This is a genomic window from Proteus cibi, from assembly GCF_003144405.1.
GTDB lineage: Bacteria > Pseudomonadota > Gammaproteobacteria > Enterobacterales > Enterobacteriaceae > Proteus > Proteus cibi.
The window spans coordinates 1-1,421 of record NZ_PENW01000028.1 but is presented as its reverse complement, the minus strand read 5'-3'; the positions used below and the strand labels follow the sequence as shown (position 1 = coordinate 1,421).

Genomic DNA, 1,421 nt, shown 5'->3' with positions numbered 1-1,421 from the left:
TGAACTGACCCCAATTTATTGGACAGTTTAAATTAGTTAGGTAAAGACTGAGTTCGGTATTGAACTGGACTCAGTCCTTTTAATTTTATCTTGATTCTTTCAGTATTGTAATACTTGATATATTCATGAAGTTCTTCTTCTAGTTCATCCAAGTCTTTAAATTGCTTTGTATAAAAACATTCTGTTTTTAATATGCCAAAAAAATTCTCTATTACTGCATTATCTAAACAATTTCCTTTTCGTGACATACTTTGAATAATTCCTTGTTTCTTAAGGCTATTGTGATAACGACTCATTTGGTATTGCCATCCTTGGTCTGAATGCAGTATAAGCTCATCTTCCTGAGTCAATTTCGAAAAGGCTTGGGTAAGCATCTGCTCAATCATGTTGTAGTGAGGACGTCTAGCTATTTGATAGGAAACAATTTCTTGATTAAATAAGTCAAGAATAGGCGAAAGATAAAGCTTTTCACCTTTTACCTTAAATTCGGTGACATCAGTAACCCATTTTTCGTTAGGCTTGCTAGCATTAAAATTTCTTTCGAGATGATTATCAGCAATTCGACCTAATTGGCCTTTATAAGAGCGATATTTTTTAGGTCTTACAATAGATTTTAGTCCCTGAACCTGCATTAACCGCTGTACTTTTTTATGGTTAATAACAACTTTATTTCGCAGTACAGCAGTGATCCTTCGATAACCATATCGACCTTTATGTTGATGATAAATCGCCTTTATTTTATCTTTTAATAATTTGTCTTTTGAATCATGACTATTTTTTTGATGGTAATAAAATGTACTTTTTGATAAAGAAAGCGCACGTAATAAAACCAAAATAGGATAAACCATTTTTAGTTGATTAACGATGGCAACACGTTGTTTTACCGTCGTTCTGTTTCCTGTAATTCTTGTAACTTTTTTAAGCAAGCATTCTCAGCACGCAAATACTCAAGTTCCTTTAAAAGTTCTTTAACCGATTTATCTTTATCGTTCTTAGGTAATTCTTTTTTCTTTTTAGTCAATGTAGGTCTTCCTTTTTTCTTGGGGGCTAGCGCTTTAATTCCATGAATATCCATAATATTTTTCCATTCCAGTATGATTGTAAAGGCTGGAATATTAAAAAGGGCAGCCGTTTCTCTGGCAGAAAGCGAATGTTCTACCATATGAGACAATATATGCATTTTTAGCTCAAGAGAATAGATAGTTTTGGATTTTCGAGGCTTAATCCCCTCAATACCATGCAATTGATAAGCGGAGCACCAGAGACGAACCTGAGACTTATTGATAGAAAAATGCTTAGCCGTTGTTCGGAGACTATTACCTTCGAGATAAAAATTAATCACATTTAGTTTAAAATCAAGAGAATATTTAGCCATAGAAAAACACCCCAAAGTTGGTGTCCAACTTTTGGGGTGCAGTTCA

The 1,421-nt window shown here is 33.6% G+C and carries 1 protein-coding gene; it reads right to left on the bottom strand.

The window, feature by feature from the left end; all coding sequences use genetic code 11:
* Positions 1-32 precede the first annotated feature (32 nt).
* A protein-coding gene (locus tag DK865_RS15075) for an IS3 family transposase (RefSeq protein WP_228407800.1) occupies positions 33-1,375 on the bottom strand; the annotation gives its coding sequence in 2 pieces (ribosomal slippage) (positions 33-899 and positions 902-1,375; 1,341 coding nt in all).
* Between the last annotated feature and the right edge of the window lie 46 nt (positions 1,376-1,421).